12 protein-coding genes are annotated in these 15,431 nt (G+C 39.6%); 5 read left to right on the forward strand and 7 right to left on the reverse strand.

Annotated elements, in window-relative coordinates:
- Nucleotides 1-9: 9 nt before the first annotated feature.
- The 4 genes from IGJ45_RS12370 to IGJ45_RS12385 form a co-directional block, all read right to left on the reverse strand.
- On the reverse strand, nt 10-957 hold the full coding sequence (locus IGJ45_RS12370) for a tocopherol cyclase family protein (protein WP_113849369.1): 948 nt from the start codon (nt 955-957) through the stop codon (nt 10-12).
- A 122-nt stretch (nt 958-1,079) separates the two neighbouring features.
- Entirely contained in the window at nt 1,080-1,919 is an 840-nt protein-coding gene (locus IGJ45_RS12375; RefSeq protein WP_103300268.1) for a hypothetical protein, read from the reverse strand.
- A gap of 4 nt (nt 1,920-1,923) precedes the next feature.
- Nucleotides 1,924-2,241: a PadR family transcriptional regulator gene (locus IGJ45_RS12380; protein WP_113850285.1), complete on the reverse strand. Its 318-nt coding sequence runs from the start codon at nt 2,239-2,241 to the stop codon at nt 1,924-1,926.
- Nucleotides 2,242-2,382: 141 nt separating this feature from the next.
- Nucleotides 2,383-3,420 carry an NADPH dehydrogenase gene (locus IGJ45_RS12385; protein WP_003125693.1) on the reverse strand — a complete coding sequence of 346 codons (1,038 nt, stop codon included), beginning with the start codon at nt 3,418-3,420 and terminating at the stop codon, nt 2,383-2,385.
- Nucleotides 3,421-3,775: 355 nt separating this feature from the next.
- Between IGJ45_RS12385 and IGJ45_RS12390 the strand changes: the two genes are divergently transcribed.
- Nucleotides 3,776-5,920, forward strand: a complete 2,145-nt coding sequence (locus tag IGJ45_RS12390; RefSeq protein ID WP_349703631.1) for a HelD family protein — start codon at nt 3,776-3,778, stop codon at nt 5,918-5,920.
- Between the two features lie 538 nt (nt 5,921-6,458).
- On the opposite strand, the gene IGJ45_RS12395 is transcribed toward IGJ45_RS12390, so the two are convergent.
- The gene (locus tag IGJ45_RS12395; protein ID WP_081132112.1) at nt 6,459-7,796 is read right to left on the reverse strand and encodes a CHAP domain-containing protein; all 1,338 of its coding nucleotides are present in this window, start codon (nt 7,794-7,796) and stop codon (nt 6,459-6,461) included.
- 184 nt (nt 7,797-7,980) lie between these two features.
- Here IGJ45_RS12395 and IGJ45_RS12400 point away from each other — a divergent pair, with 184 nt between their 5' ends.
- Entirely contained in the window at nt 7,981-8,217 is a 237-nt protein-coding gene (locus IGJ45_RS12400; RefSeq protein ID WP_347093564.1) for a hypothetical protein, read from the forward strand.
- Nucleotides 8,218-8,313: 96 nt separating this feature from the next.
- Nucleotides 8,314-9,600 (forward strand): metallophosphoesterase, encoded by a 1,287-nt coding sequence (locus IGJ45_RS12405; protein ID WP_349703632.1) that lies wholly within the window; start codon nt 8,314-8,316, stop codon nt 9,598-9,600.
- Between the two features lie 282 nt (nt 9,601-9,882).
- Here the strand turns inward: IGJ45_RS12405 and IGJ45_RS12410 are convergent, their stop codons facing one another.
- Nucleotides 9,883-10,722 (reverse strand): MerR family transcriptional regulator, encoded by an 840-nt coding sequence (locus IGJ45_RS12410; RefSeq protein WP_349703633.1) that lies wholly within the window; start codon nt 10,720-10,722, stop codon nt 9,883-9,885.
- 82 nt (nt 10,723-10,804) lie between these two features.
- Between IGJ45_RS12410 and IGJ45_RS12415 the strand changes: the two genes are divergently transcribed.
- The gene (locus IGJ45_RS12415) at nt 10,805-12,547 is read left to right on the forward strand and encodes an ABC transporter ATP-binding protein (RefSeq protein WP_349703634.1); all 1,743 of its coding nucleotides are present in this window, start codon (nt 10,805-10,807) and stop codon (nt 12,545-12,547) included.
- The gene (locus tag IGJ45_RS12420; RefSeq protein WP_349703635.1) at nt 12,528-14,312 is read left to right on the forward strand and encodes an ABC transporter ATP-binding protein; all 1,785 of its coding nucleotides are present in this window, start codon (nt 12,528-12,530) and stop codon (nt 14,310-14,312) included. The genes IGJ45_RS12415 and IGJ45_RS12420 overlap by 20 nt, the downstream gene beginning before the upstream one ends.
- A gap of 225 nt (nt 14,313-14,537) precedes the next feature.
- On the opposite strand, the gene IGJ45_RS12425 is transcribed toward IGJ45_RS12420, so the two are convergent.
- Complete coding sequence (locus tag IGJ45_RS12425; RefSeq protein ID WP_003125681.1) at nt 14,538-14,738, reverse strand: cold-shock protein; 201 nt, start codon at nt 14,736-14,738, stop codon at nt 14,538-14,540.
- Nucleotides 14,739-15,431 lie beyond the last annotated feature (693 nt).

Here is a 15,431-nt window from a genome sequence, read left to right on the forward strand (position 1 = left end):
TCTTTATTCTTAATAGGTATATCCACGAACGATGCCGGATTCTTCAAAACCGGCAGAGAAACCCGTTTGTCGGAAAATCGTCTGACCATTTTCAATCAACGTCAGCAAAATCTCCGTACTGGCACTTTCCCGAATAATTCGATTCATCACACCATCCGTTGGTGCCATCAAGGAATGGCCCTCTTTTTCTGCAACTTCAATCGTTAGTTCAAGCCCTTTTTGCCTAACAATAATCACTAATCGACCTTGTTTGCGAGTCACAGAATCTAAGCGGGCACCATAATACGTTGCCAAGCGATATTCTTTATCCCCTATTTGTAAGACTGAAATAATCCCTAAAAAAGCCGTTCCTAAAAAAGGAATGTCTGCTGCTGAGAAAAAGAATCGGACATCAGGCGCTTCAAATTGATTGCATTGCGCCCAAAGATAGGCAGCGGGAAACGAGGTTCCCCAGTCTTTTTCGAGATACCCGATTCCTTCAGAGAAATCAAGTGACTGCTCATTCCATAGCAAAGTTCCCGAGAGGCTATGAGCCATACTTAAAATACCATGGTAGCATTCCATAAATGAAAGGTAGGAAAATGGCCCCATAATACTTGGGGCATAGCGACTCCGAGATATTGGATGAAAGGCACCGTAGGTCAATGTGCCTTTAACTGATAATTCCGCACTCTCTAATGATAACGAAATTCCCTGTTCGCTAAAGTGATTCTCCCCGATCTTAATTAATAACTGATCTTCAGCAGCTGAAAATTCCGCTTCACTAAAAGGAAAATAATGAGAGCCTTCATGGCTGATCACTTGAATAAATGGCTGTTTTCTTCCATCCGATTCAATCGATAGCCCCGGAATAAATGCATACACCTCATCCCCAATTTGATGTTTGAAATACCATCCTTCAAAAAATGCAGCTTTCTTCGTATTGCCATGAAAAAAAAGATCTGTTGTAATCGCCATACATTCCCTCCATTCAGCTATAACTAGTGTAGCATGAATGGCATAAAAGATGGCTTATGACGTTTTCACCAATCCAGGATTGTAAGATCTACGATTTTTCTGTTCGTATTCTCGATCACGGCTTACTTATCTTTTGCAGAACGTCTGGTCCAAAGGATATAAACAGCAAAAGCTGCCACAAGCAATGCAATCAACAGCCCTTTAAACCGATTATCATTTGTCAAATTCTCTTTGGAGGCCCATCGTTGAAGGATTCCAAGTATAACGAAAATCGTTAGCATAAAGGCGACGGGATAAAAGTCTTTTTCCTTGCGCAAGAAAATCAAGGCGCAGGCAGCGACTAATAGCACCAACATTAGCACCATATCCATTGGATAAGATAACGTCACCACAAAAAGGTTAGGGGTATATAGATTCAGTAAAACCAAACCACCAATCCAGACCATCGCTATCACCCACAAAACCAGAAATTTCTTTAACTTACTCTGAAAAAAACCTTGCTTTAAATAAATCGTTTTTTGCACCCCAAAGAAAAAGAGGATGACCAAAACGACTGAAAAAACAGCAGTTGTCACATAAGAATAAAGATTTAACTGCAAGACACTATCAGAAGAAAAGTCATTAAACAGTTTGACCAGCCATGAGACGCCGACCATAATATAAATCAAATTCAACTGATCGATCAAACGGCTTTTGGGTGTGTTACGCAACAGCTCATCTGCCATTTCTTTAGGATTTTTCCCAAAATATTCTTCTGCTGTTTCACCATGATTTTGGGCTTCAAGTAAATCATTGGCTATCTCATAGACTTGAGCAACCACAGCATATTCATCTTGAAACAGGCTAGAAAAAAGTAAGTACTCCCTCAAATCTTCAAAATATTTCTGATTGCTTGCTGACAGTTGTTTTGAAATTTCATTTGTTTTGTCTCGGTAATAAGCTAGTTGTTTTTTCTTATTCATTTTCTCACTCCTCAATAATTCGTTCTACTTTACTCACTAGGTTTTCCCACTGTTGTTTAAAGCTGTTTAGGTACTCTTCTCCAGCTTCGGTCAATGAAAAATATTTCCTGTCTGGTCCATCTGGTGATTTTTTCAGTTCAGCTTTGATCAAACGTTGTTTCTCCAGTTTCTGAAGTAAGGGGTAAATCGTACCGCCAACGATCGTTTCAAAACCATATCCTCTCAATTCTTGTACAAGTTCGTAGCCATAAATTTCTTTTTTTGAAATAATTTGCAAGACGCAACCATCTAACACACCTTTTAACAACTGCGTTTCTTTCACGACTTTCACCTCCATGAATCATCTTCTACTAGTATGTTTTACCTATTAGTTGATTTGAGTATATCAAAAAGCATCTAGTATGTAAAGCATACTAGTTAAAAAAATAAAAACACAGTACGTGTAAACATACTGTGTTTTCGGTTATCTTTTGATTCCTCGCCCATAGGAATCATTATAAGGTTGAAATGAGCGATCGTGGAGCTGGGTAGCGGCATCTGCCAACCAGTGAATATTTCTAATCAACGCTCGTCCTTGTAAAATTAAATCCGCTTGCTTGGTTTGCAGAATGTGTTCACATAAATTAGGGTTATCCAGCATCCCAACGGTAGCCACTGGGATCTTAACAGCTGCTTTCATAGCTGTTGCAAAAGGTGTTTGATACCCTTCATAAACCGGGATCGTTGGCTTTCTATCTAACAAACCGCCCGTAGAGATATCTAAACAATCAATCCCATCTGCTTCAAGCCACTGTCCAATTTGTTGCCATTCTGTGATTGAATTTTGTTTATCCTCTGTTTCATAATCGGTTAACGACAACCGCATCCAAAGTGACCCATCAAAGACAGCTCGAACCGCTTGAACAATTTCTTTGACGAAACGATAGCGGCTTGCTAATGATCCGCCATATTCATCTGTCCGCTGATTCACGATTGGTGAGAGAAATTGATCAATCAAATATCCGTGAGCTCCGTGCAATTCAATCATGTCTACGCCAGCAGCTTGCGCACGTTTGGCTGCTGCCACAAAGGATTCTTGGACACGATTGATTTCAGCAAGCGTCATTTCGTGAGGAACAGCATAGCTTTCGTTAAAGCGAACGGCGCTAGGTGCTATTGGGTAACCTGCATCCGCTGCTTTGCGCCCAGCATGGTTCAACTGAAGCCCCACTTTGCTACCGAAACCATGAAGCAATGCAACGAGTTTTGATAACTCAACTTGTTGCGCTTCATTCCATAAACCAAGATCATTCTTGGTGATTCGTCCATCTGCTTCCACAGCAGTTGACTCAATGATCAGCAAGCCAACTTTACTTAATGCACGAGCACCATAGTGAACAAAGTGAAATGGCGTGGCAATCCCATCCTCTTTTTTCACTTCATACATGCACATTGGTGAAAGGACAACACGATTCTCTAACGATAACCCCGCCAGTTCAACTGGCGATAATAGTAATGACATACTGACATTCCTCCGCTACTCATTAAATTGCATTTTCTGCTTGTTATCAGTATAGTTGTTACACATAGAAATACAAGCAGAAAGAGTTTGTTTTTTTTGAACATGAATCAAAGAACAGTAGGCGAATAGACCAAAAGTCAATTTACTTTGCTGAAAACTACAGTCTCCCGTTAGCTAAGTATGGAGTTAGCCTTTATTATTTTTAAAAACAAAAAAGAATTGCTGATTAATAATTCTATCAGCAATTCTTTTCCCTATAGTTATTATACAGGAAAAAACGAGTAAAAAACAGACTAGTATTTTTGCCGCCACCTCGTATAATGAAACATACTCTGGGAAATGGATGTGAAAACAGATGGAAAAGCAACGCATATTAGAGAAACGTCATTTATCTTTTGTTTATCAAAAATTGGTCACTCGAAAAAAAGCCCTACGCTCTTTTCTGGATAAAGGCTACGCAAGCCATTTGCAAGACCTCCAAACAATTGGCACGGATATTCGACTCAATTTTGATAACTTGTCAGACAGTCTGGAAACTTATGCTGCCATTGAGAGCAAAAATCGTGAAATTGACCAAATGAATCTGAGTTTGCAAACAGCCGAAAAAGAACTGGCAGCCGTAGAACGTTTGCTCCAGTCACCCTATTTCGGGAAAATAGTCGTTGACTTTCTTGATGGTGAATCCGCTGAATCCTTTTATATTGGCATCAACGGCTTTGCAGATGAAGATAGTCATAACTTAGTCTATGATTGGCGCTCTCCAATCGCTGAGCTTTTTTATAACAATACGTTAGGGGATTCTTCTTATCAAGTCAATGAACATGAAATTGCTGGATCTATTAAAAATAGACGGCAATTAATTGTCGCTCATGATAAACTGATCCGCTTTTTCGATACTTCTGTCGCGATCCAAGATGATGTCTTATTGACCGCACTAGAAAAGAACGACGGCAAAAAAATGCGCGACATCACAGCATCCATCCAAAGAGAGCAGAATGCAGTCATTCGTGACCAATCAAGTCAAACCTTATTGGTCAATGGAGTAGCCGGTAGTGGAAAAACCTCAGTTATTATGCAACGGGTCGCTTATTTATTGTATCAATACCGTAGTCAGATCACATCTGACAATGTACTGATCCTTTCACCCAATCAAGATTTTATCCACTATATCTCAGATGTCTTGCCTTCATTAGGTGAAAAGAATCCTTTAAATCAGACGATTCGTCAATTTTGCTCGTATTTGCTGCAAGAAGCAAATACAGTTCCTTTAGAAAATGAGGAAGCCTATTTTTTCCGTTTACAAGAACCTACTTCTTTTCAAACAGAAACGCTCCGCAGCAATGAGTTTGTGGCCTTTCTGAAAGAATCAGCCAGCAAGACAGCCCTGATCGAACCTTCGTTTCACTCAATCCTTCGAAAGGGTAAAGTCGTTATAGCCAAAGAAAAGATTCAGTCAATCTATCAATCTACACCACAACTCCCTATGATCGAGCGATTGCAAGCAACCAAGAAACGATTAATAAGTGAGTGGGAGTCACAATTGATCAGAAATGCCAAAAAGAACCACTTGCAAGATCAAGTATTAGCACTTTCTGAACAGCAGCAGCAACGATACTTTGGTCATTTGATCGAAGACGACTCTCCCTCCAGTATTCAAAAGTATACTGAACAATTATTGCGAACGAGGTATCAAGTCGTTGATGAACAATTGAAACAGAATAGCTGGATTGATGAGGATCAATTTTTAGAACACTATTATACGGCGTTCACCCAACAGCCTTATCTGAAACATTCTACTATCACGTTAGATGAAGCAGTAATTCGTTTATTCAACCGACACCTATTTATCGAGAAACTTCCTGTACCCTCGCTGGCTTTTTTGCTGATCGATGAAATCCAAGATTATACACCCGCTCAGTGTACGCTGTTATTGACACTATTTCCCCGAGCAGCCTTCACCATGGTTGGGGATGAAAATCAAGCAATTTTTAATTCTGCGATTGATTTTAGAGAGATTCAAGAAATCTTTGAGGCTAATAATCGATCAGTCACACGCTATGACTTACGAACTAGCTACCGTTCCAGTGGTGAAATTACTAAATTGTTTGCAAAGCTTGCCAACCATACAACTATGTCGATCATGCCTGTTCGCCCGGCCGGAGAGTCTCCTCGATTTATTCGTTTTGAAAACGAGTTGGAATGGCTGGCAACTATCACACCTTTCATAAAAAAGGGAAGGCAATATACGATACTGACAAAGAGCCATAAGGAGGCTGCTTTTTTGGAAGAATATCTCAAAGGACAGACAAATCAACTCCCCTTTCCTGTTTATTCGATTGACATCGCTAAAGGAAGAGAATTTGATCATGTCATTCTTTATGACGTTTCAAACGAACAATTCTATACAACACAAGACAAGCGAATATTGTATACACTGCTGTCCCGTGGCATGGAAAGTATGCTGGTTACTTATAAAAAAGAACTTAGTGCCTTTTTCTAATCCGAAAACCATTGATTCTTGAATAAAGCCCAGAATAAAACTACTGCCAGATCCAGCACTTAACAACTAAGTTTTTTTAGAAAAAAGTACCTTTTTATCTATTTGAGCAAATGCATCTGCCCAGGCTTAGGATAAATGAAGTTTCACTTTATTTACCCTAAGCCTTTTTGACTTGTCCCTTCAACCTCCGACTCTTCTTCGTTGATCCGCATCCCTTTGTGACAATCTTACTTGTCTTCTTCTATGATCTTAAAAACGTAGATGCAAAGATTTCCCATGGGATTAGAATTAGACGGAATAATTTCGTCACAACATTTGTCCAATAATTGAAATTGCAGCGATCGTCAACCCTGGAAGCTCGTGTCAATTGCTCCAATTCAATTGTTTTATTCAAGCGCGGAAGGCTTTTTTACATAAATTTTCACTACAGTGGAGCATTGAATGTCCAACTGTCAGTTGGAATAGTTGGAGCAGCGTCCGCTATTTGCAGATACAAAAAAACCACTAATGACGAATCATTAGTGGTTAAATCTATTGATTAACGATGAATGTAAGTATAACCGGATGCATTCATTGTTGCTGTGTTTGGTCCTGTAGGTGAAGGGAAGCCCATTCCACCTTGAGAGATCGTAATGGTGTTGCTTGCAGGATCATAAGATTCTACATAGGCTACGTGTCCATACGTACCATCTGCTGTCCACTCTCCGCCAACGGATTGGCCTGCGGCAAAGACAACAACTGCTCCAGCGGCTGGTGTTCCATTCACTGTGTATCCATCAGCTGCTGCTGATGCACCCCATTGGGCACCATTTCCCCAGTAAGTACCAACCCATGGTGCGCGATTTTTAACATACCATGTACATTGTCCTACTGCATACATGTTACCTGATGATGAGTGGTCTTTACCACTACCACCGGTATTGACTGTAGAATTATTGCTGTTATTTGTATTTGATGAAGAACTGTTTGATGAATTTGAACTATTACTTGATGAACTTGAGCTGCTTGATGATCCAGCAGTTGCTGTTTCAACAACAGAAGTATCTGAAGAACTTTCTGTCTTCGTTGTACTTGTTTGAACATCTTCTGTAACAGCTGCTTTTTCTTGCGCTTCTTTCAATGCTGCTGCCTGTTTTGCTTCTTCTGCTTTTTTAGCAGCCGCTGCTTCTTGTTGAGCTTTCAAGACACGTGCTTTTTCAGCTTCCGCTTCTTGTTTTTTCTTGTTCAACGCATCTTTGTCTTTTTCAGCTGTTGCTTGTTCAGCAGCTAAATTAGCTTTCAACACATTCAAGTCTGCTTGTTTTGTAGCCAATGCATCTTTTTGATTTTGCAGCTCAGCTTGAGTTGCTGCTACTTCTTGAATTTTGCTTTCATTTTCTTTTACTTTTTGTTCAACATCTTCTTTGTCGCGTTTTTGCTGCTCAACTAGATCATTGTTGGCATTTACGATTGTTGTCATGGCTTGTACTCGACCAATAACATCCGTCAAAGAATCTGCTTCTAGAACTGCATCGATAAAGTTTGTGCTTTGACCATTTACTTGCACATCGCGTGCTTGTTTTTTGATGGCTTCTTCACGTTTTGCGATACGTAATTTTAAAGTGGCAATTTTATCTTGCAATTTTTCTGCTTCTTTACCTAGTGCAACTTGTTTAGCTTCTAAGTCACTGACTTTTGCACTCACTGAATCAATTTCTGCTTCTAGAGAATCGATTTGTGATTGAGCATCTGCTTGTTGTCCTTTTAGGGAATCGATTTTTTGATTTTGTTGTTCGATTTGATCATCAATGGAATCTGCTGATACTAATCCTGGTCCTGCAACTGCTGTTAATGTTAGAGAACACACCATTAATGCTGATAACAAACTTTTCTTCACTCGTTTTTCCTCCGACTAGCGCTTTTTGTGTAAATTAGTTGTCTTAATAAAAAATTTACTTAATATAAGAAAATTTAAAGTTCGATTTAACGACAAATGAATTCTAACATAAGCATATGACATACAGATAAAAGGAATGTTACAAAAATGTTTCAAAGACAATTCTTATCAGAAATATTCTTCTATGCTAGCTATAAAGCTTGATAAAACAGCATTTTTAAAATGTTTTTCAAAAAAAGAAATCGATAAAAAAGCGCTTTTTTATTTTTCAGGTAGTCCAAAAACTCCTGAAAAAACCGAAAAATTTGCTTTTTTACAGCGTGAATCCCCTTTTTTCTCTCTTTTGGCTCTCTCTTTATCCGTTTCTTTTTTCATTAAAGAAGATACCGTGTACGCAAAATACTTGATCCTTTCTAAGTGACAAGCAAGTTTTCTCTTCCTATAATAGGGAGAATACCACTCGAAAGGAGGAAGCATCATTTCCAAAAGAAAAATAATTATCTGGATCAGTAGTGCATTGGTTTGCGGCTTACTTTTGCTTGCTCTTTGGACGACCAAAAAAGCGAACAGTGTGTTGCAGAAAGATTCAAAAAGCGAATTTTGGCTGCTAAGCGATGTTCACTTCCTGTCGTCAGCACTTCACGATAATGGTATAGCCTTCAACCAGTTTGCTGAAGGTGCCGCTGGTAAAGAAATGCGCTATCAGAAAGAAAGTTTGGAAGCTTTTGTTGCTGAAGCCCTAGAAAAACGGCCAACAGGAGTGATCTTGACAGGGGACATGACATTGAATGGAGAGAAAGCAAGTGCAGAATCTCTCGCCGAGTTATTGGCACCATTACAAGAAGCTTCGATCATGGTACTGAGTTTGCCCGGCAATCATGAGATTTACAATGGTTGGGCCAGAATTTTTGATGGGGATAAGGAATTTTATGCCGATCAAATCAGCCCGCAAGATTTCAAAGATATTTTTTCCGAAGGCTACGAGAAAGCTGACAGTGTTGATCGGACCTCATTAAGCTATAGCATCAATCTCAATGACCAGTATCGCTTAGTATTACTTGATTCATGTATTTATGAAGAACAAGTGAATTGGAACCAGCCAACTACGAATGGCCGCTTGAAAGAAAGCACCTTAGAATGGCTGAAGGATCAACTAGAAGCAGCTAAACAACAGCAGCAGACACCACTTCTCTTCATGCACCATAATCTTCTGGAACATAATTCATTGTTGAAAGAAGGTTATATTTTAGATAACTCGGCGCAATTGCAGCAATTACTAACTGCTTATCAGGTACCAGCGATTTTTTCTGGACACATCCATATCCAAGATATTACAGAAGGACCCTCTGGTATTCAGGAAATTGTCACCGGCTCTTATTCCACACAAGAACTTGGCTATGGGGTCGTAACACTTACTGATAAAACGATCAACTACGATAAAAAGGTGATTGATTTGGACCAATGGGCTGCTAAGAACAAGCGGAAAGATCCTCAACTTTTGCAGTATAGCAACTATCAAGCAACCATCTTTCAACAAGATACAACTAAAATGGTGCGCCAACAGCTCACATCTGTTACTGAATTGACAGAAGAACAAATCAACACATTATGTACATTTATTGCAAAGATGAATGCAGCGTTATTTACTGGTGACGACGCTTATTCGCAAGAAGAAAAAGAAACGATTCGACATTCTGAAGAATACCAGCTGCTGGCAACATATTCTTATTTTCTAAAACAATATGTTGACTCGCTATTGGAAGATAAGAGTCCAGATAATGCGCTGACACTTCCCATAAAATGAACGATAGCCTTCCTGTCATAAGACGGGAAGGCTATCTAACGATGCAATATTTATTCTTTGAAAGTTGAAGCAGACTATTACTACTATTATTTATTTCTCATTTAAACGATGCAATCCCTAACCTCTACTGCATCCTTGTAACTCTGAAGTTACGCCAGTTTTGAATAAATTTCCTAAAAACAAGATAACGTTGGTACAAAAATATTTCTCGTATTCAATCAGTATAACACATTTTGGCAAAAATGTCGTCAACAGACTTCCTCTCTCCATTCTTGTGTAGATTTAGCTTGGTATTCTTTCCTTAACAGGCAACATCACTTCAAAAATCTGCTGTTCTTTTTGATCCGTGGATACATCATCTTGCCACATCAGTTCCCAGATATCTCCATCTATCTGTAAATTAGCTGATTCCAGATAGGCTTTGAATCGTTTTGTAAAATCTTTTAAATGATGGATCTCCCCTCTGACGAATCCCGACACATAATTTCCTGCTGGTCTACAAATAATTGCCTGATCCGAGTACAGAGGCAGTCGTTCTTTGGGAATCATCACTAATGCACGGTAAGGCGCTTCATGGATCGACTCTTGATCGAATGCAGATCCTTCTACTAAATAACCGATGGGGTAGCCACTAAATAAATCCTTGTAATCTAAATAAGGATAAAAACGTGAAAAAGCCTGAAAGACCGAAGTCTCATCATACTCATTGATTTCTTCAGAAACAGCAAAATATTCTTCTGACCGATAACTATAAGTCATATTGGTAAAATCGGCTGTCTGCACTTTTTCAAATCGCGAAATGAACCGATCCAAAACGGCTTTATGTTCCTCTAGTTCCGTTATTTTCTGATCTACTTCTTTACGACGGACAATCAACTCTTTTTGCATCGTCTCAGGATTGCGGTTTCTTAGAAATGTTTGGATTTCCTCTAAGGACATATCCAATGCTCGCAAGACCAAAATCACATCTAATTCCGCACACTGTTCAAATCCGTAATAACGATACCCGTTTTCACCGATCTGTTTAGGTTTGAACAGCCCGATTTGATCATAATAAAGCAGTGTACGACGACTAACATCGCCATAAGCCGCAAGTTCACTGATGGTCAAAAATTTTTTCAAAAAAAATGCCTCCCTCCTATTGACTGTTACGTTACGTTACAGTTTATTCTAGCACAGAACGACGTAATTGGAGGGAATTTTTATGAAACAATTAAAACAATTTTTTTTCACCGAAAAAAGCCTATTTCTAGGTACTTTTTTATTTATGCTGATCCATTCTTTCGGGACACTTTTTCTTCCCTATTTTGTAGCCAAGATCATTGATGATGGCATTTTAAAACAAGATCAATCAGCTATCATCCGCTATGGGGGCTGGATGCTGGCTGTTGCACTAGGAACTGGTGTGATTGCTGTCAGTGCTAGTTATTTTTCTGCCCATCTAGCAGGGAAGTTCGGGCATCATCTTCGGATCAAACTATTCAACAAAATACAGGAGCTTGCGATCTCTAGTTTTGAAAAATATGGTACACCAACCTTGCTTGCAAGAACAACGAATGACATCAATAACATTCAACAAATCTTGATGATGGCTTTACAAATGATTCTTCCCGCTCCACTGATCATTTTGGCTTCGATTATTTTAACAGGTAGTGTATCTTGGCGAATGGTGTGGATCCCTATTGCAGCGATTGCTTGTTTCTCGATCGTCGCACTTTTCGTCATTTATCAAGCAATCCCTTTGGCAAAGAAAACGCAGAAAAAAGTAGATACTATGATGCGGATTTTGCGTGAAACCTATACAGGCGTACGGGTGATTCGCGCCTTTGACAAAGCTAGTTTCGAAAAAAAGCGGACAGACCAAACTTTTGAAGGGTACGCAAAAGTGATGATCCAAGTCAATCGTTTATTCGCTGTTTTGAATCCAGCCGTACACTTTTTCATGGGGCTGTCCATTCTAAGCATTTTGGGATTCGGCGGTTTCCAAAGTCTCTCAGGAAACCTGCCCATCGGCAGTATCACTGCGATCATCGAATATACCGTTTTGAGCCTTTGGTTTTTGACCATGGCAGCAATGGTGATCGTCATGATCCCAAAAGGATTGACATCCTTGCAGCGGATTGAAGAAGTTTTGTCTGAAGAAGAAACGATGACAGACGGTCCACAGCCAATCTTGCCAAAAGAAAGCTCATTAGTAGCTGCCTTTCATCATGTCTCCTTCACCTATGCTGGGGCAGAGGAACCCGTACTGGAAGATATTGATTTTGAGATCCATCGCGGACAGACCACTGCGATTGTTGGCGGCACCGGATCAGGAAAAAGTACGATCGCCAAAGCACTTTTGCGGTTAAAAGACGTTTCTAACGGCTCAATCACATTATATGATCGTGATATTCGAGAAGTCTCACAGGTCGCACTACGATCATTTATCAGCTATGTTCCTCAAAAAGCATTGTTGATCAGTGGATCGATCTGGGACACATTGACTTTCGGGATTGTCAATCCCGATCCGCAACAAGTAGCACAGGCCGTCAAAATCGCGCAAGCAGAGTCGTTTATCGAAAGTCTACCCGATGGGATCGACAGTCACGTTGCTCAAAAGGGCAGCAATTTTTCTGGCGGGCAAAAACAACGCTTGAGTATAGCGCGCGCATTAGTGAAGCCCGCTCACATTTACTTTTTTGATGACAGTTTTTCGGCGCTTGACTATCAAACAGATGCAAATTTACGGCGAGCATTAAAATCTTATGTCCGTGATTCAGCCGTAGTGATCGTGGCTCAGCGTGTTGCAACTGTCATGGATGCTGATCAAATCATCGTTCTTGATGAAGGAAAAATCGTCGGAAAAGGGACCCATTCAGAACTGATGGAAACCTGCAGCACCTATCAAGAATTTGCGGCTTCGCAAGGAATAGGAGGAGAAAAAAATGAGCAAAAAAATAACTGATGCACCAAAAAATTTAAAACATACGAGCATGCGGCTCTTACAATTATTATTCCAGCAAAAAAGCCGCTTCGGACTGATTTTGATTTCTGCTCTCTGCTACGCGACACTTATGACAATCGCGCCATTACTGTTGGGTCAAGGATTGGATAATCTCATCACTTTGCTTCAGCAAGGAGGCTGGCAACCTAGTGAATTCTTGCAAGTCATCAAATGGCCACTGCTCCTTCTAGGGATCTCCTGGCTGATGATTAGTCTATTTTCATTTTTACAAGAATACACAATGGCAAGTGTCAGCGAAACATTGACCTTAACCCTCAGAAAAGAATTGACGCACAAGTTTAATCGGTTGCCGGTACGATTTTACGATACGCATCAGACAGGCGATATTTTAAGCCGAGCAATTCTAGACCTGGATAAAGTCTCTGAAGTCCTTCAAGTCGGATTGATGCAACTCATTACAGCCACTCTCAGTATCTTATTTGGTCTTGGTGTGATGTTTTGGCTCAGTCCATTATTAACTGTAGGGATTATCATTATCCTACTGATAAGTGCTTTCGCTACCCATCGACTGGCTCAGCGAAATTTGGTTTACTTTTCAGAAAATCAGACAACATTGGGAGCAGTCGGTAGCCGGGCAGAAGAGTTTTATACTGCACATTTATTGATCAAATCCTACAATCAGCAATCTGCTGTCGCTTCAGAAATGCACGAATTAAGTGAAAAGCAATTTCATGCTTTTCGTAAAGCACAATTTGCTAGCTATGCGATCAATCCGTTCATTCGCTTTATCAACCAAATCGGGTTTGTCGTAAGTGCTGTGATTGGTGGAATGATGGTAATCAATGGACAGTTATCCATCGGGTTGATCCAAGCCTACTTGCAATATACCAATCAAGTTTCCGAACCGATCACACAAGCTTCTTATATTATTAATACGTTACAAAGTGCATTAGCGTCATTGGAACGGATCTTTGAGATTTTGGATTATCCAGAAGAAAAAGAAACCCAACACCCTCTTGCAGTCCCAGAAGAATTGTCGGGGAGAATCGATTTTGAAGATGTTTCTTTCGGTTATTCTCCAGATAAATTATTGATGCAACATGTGAACCTACAAGTTGCACCTAGACAGACTGTAGCCATCGTGGGGCCTACTGGGGCCGGCAAGACAACTTTGATCAACTTGCTGATGCGCTTCTATCCACTGAATGGAGGCAAGATCCGGATCGATCGCTACGATATGACGGATTTCTCAGCCACAGACATTCGCAAAAAATTTGGGATGGTTTTACAAGACACATGGTTGTTTGAAGGAACGATTGCAGAGAATATTGCTTACGGCAAAAAAGATGCAACAAAAGACGCAATCATTGCCGCCGCAAAAGCAGCACAATGCGATCATTTTATTCGGACACTGCCGAAGGGCTACGAGACGATCATAGGATCCGAAACCGAACTATCACAAGGTCAGCAACAACTTTTGACGATTGCTCGTGCAATTTTGGCAGATCCAGCTATTTTGATTCTGGACGAAGCGACTTCCAGTGTTGATACCCGAACCGAACAAATGATCCAAACAGCAATGGACACATTGACGAAAAATCGAACAAGCTTTGTCATTGCCCATCGCCTCTCCACGATCAAGAATGCTGATTTGATCCTTGTGATGGAAGCAGGACAAATCATTGAGCAAGGCAAACATGAGGAACTGTTAGCAAAACCTTCATTATACGCCCAACTCTACAATAGTCAGTTTGCCAGAAATTGATTAGAATTTTTGTCACGTTTCATCTAGAGATCAAAAAGCGAAGGCCATCGCCAATAAAAAAGACTGCGTCTAGTATACAGACGCAGTCTTTTTTTGAGATTCATTGACTCATTCCTTCATTTTTCCTTGGAGATCACCAGGTCAAGAAAATAATTTCCGGAAATGAATTTTTTACTTTAAAGCAAAAAAAGAAGACCATTGCCGGTCTTCTTTTAAAAGTTGTTATTATGCTTTAACGATGTTTGTTGCTTGTAAGCCACGTTGGCCTTCTTCAACGTCGAAAGTCACTGCTTGACCTTCATCTAAAGTTTTGAAGCCGTCGCCTTGGATAGCTGAAAAGTGTGCAAATACATCATTGCCATCTTCACCTGTAATAAATCCAAAACCTTTATCTGCATTAAACCATTTTACTGTACCGTTATTCATAAACGTATACCTCCATATTACACATCGTGTGTGTTTATTTTTGTAATAGAAAATGATGTGTAATTGAAGTGCGTATCAAAAGATAAACAAGTATTAACATATCAGAACTTTACTTTTATAGAATACCATGCCAGAAGAAAAATAGCAATGATAATGCCGCTTTTCTTTTTCGATACTCGTAAAACCTTAAGTTTTCCTTGGCAACAGCTTTTCTAATCCTGTCTATAGCTCTTTTACCACCTTATTCCTTTCACATATCCTTTGCGCTTTGTAGAATATTTGTAGAACACGCGACGCTTTTGCGTACATAAGAACATGTAAAATAGCGAATTCTAAGACAGTACTATCTAGGCTATGGTTTCAAGTACAAGATTCAACGCCAATCGATACTTGCCTCTTGCAGAAACATGCACCGAACAATTCTTTTATTTTATCAAACTTGTCTCTGGAAACTTTAAGGAAATTTTTAGCCTTCTTTTTATTCTAGTTCTATTTAAAAGTAAAATTATTTAAAAGTTAGTAGAGAAAATCCCCAATGACTCGCTGAAACGTAAATTGATTCATAGATGTCCTTCTCATCCCTGTAAAGATAATTTCCATTAAAGCTGCCTTTCTCATAAATTTTTCTTTCTTGAAACTGGATTATGATATTTTCAGTAAGAATTGCTTGATATTTATTAAATTTCTCCTCAT

The sequence above is a fragment of the Enterococcus sp. DIV0574 genome (assembly GCF_051711125.1).
Classification (GTDB): domain Bacteria; phylum Bacillota; class Bacilli; order Lactobacillales; family Enterococcaceae; genus Enterococcus_D; species Enterococcus_D gallinarum.

Excerpts from the sequence above, each read along its gene's own strand:
- IGJ45_RS12370 (WP_113849369.1), bottom strand. The coding sequence starts at position 957 with ATGGCGATTACAACAGATCTTTTTTTTCATGGCAATACGAAGAAAGCT.
- IGJ45_RS12375 (WP_103300268.1), bottom strand. The coding sequence starts at position 1,919 with ATGAATAAGAAAAAACAACTAGCTTATTACCGAGACAAAACAAATGAA.
- IGJ45_RS12385 (WP_003125693.1), bottom strand. The coding sequence starts at position 3,420 with ATGTCATTACTATTATCGCCAGTTGAACTGGCGGGGTTATCGTTAGAG.
- IGJ45_RS12390 (WP_349703631.1), top strand. The coding sequence starts at position 3,776 with ATGGAAAAGCAACGCATATTAGAGAAACGTCATTTATCTTTTGTTTAT.
- IGJ45_RS12400 (WP_347093564.1), top strand. The coding sequence starts at position 7,981 with ATGCTAGCTATAAAGCTTGATAAAACAGCATTTTTAAAATGTTTTTCA.
- IGJ45_RS12415 (WP_349703634.1), top strand. The coding sequence starts at position 10,805 with ATGAAACAATTAAAACAATTTTTTTTCACCGAAAAAAGCCTATTTCTA.
- IGJ45_RS12420 (WP_349703635.1), top strand. The coding sequence starts at position 12,528 with ATGAGCAAAAAAATAACTGATGCACCAAAAAATTTAAAACATACGAGC.
- IGJ45_RS12425 (WP_003125681.1), bottom strand. The coding sequence starts at position 14,738 with ATGAATAACGGTACAGTAAAATGGTTTAATGCAGATAAAGGTTTTGGA.